Consider the following 516-nt stretch of genomic DNA (forward strand, 5'->3'; position numbering starts at 1 on the left):
TCAATACTGAGCGTAAAGATGAAATAGGCCGCTTAGCCGTCAGCTTTGAACGGATGCAGCGTTCGATTCGCGAAAAAATGCAGCTAATTAGAAGCCAAAATGATGAGCTTGAGGACAACCTAAAGACCATTCAAAAGCAAAACGAAGAGCTGCAGTTGGCCAACAAACTTAAAGATGAATTCTTGGCAACGACCTCACATGAACTAAGAACACCGCTACATGGCATGGTTGGTATTGCTGAAGCACTGATATCCGGCGCAAATGGTCCTATTCCTGCTAATCAGAAATACCAACTGGATATCATCATCAGTAGTGGACAGAGATTGGCAACACTGGTTGATGACCTGCTTGATTACCATAAAATGCGTTATGGCAGCTTGGATATTAAAAAGTCTGCCGTTGATTTGTCTGCCGCCACCAGCTTAGTGCTTGAGCTTTCTCATCACCTATTAGGTAACAAGCCAATCCGCATCATTAACCAAGTGCCAAGTGATTTAGGTCTAGTTTCATCGGACC

The 516-nt window shown here is 43.8% G+C and carries 1 protein-coding gene; it reads left to right on the forward strand.

Going from position 1 to position 516, the window contains the following annotated elements:
- Positions 1–516: sensor histidine kinase (locus tag FQP90_RS23165; protein ID WP_280116007.1), on the forward strand; the 516-nt coding region annotated here is incomplete at both ends.

Origin of the sequence: Paenarthrobacter nitroguajacolicus, from assembly GCF_007786235.1 — a bacterium.
In the GTDB taxonomy this organism is placed as follows: Bacteria; Actinomycetota; Actinomycetes; order Actinomycetales; family Micrococcaceae; genus Arthrobacter; species Arthrobacter nitroguajacolicus_A.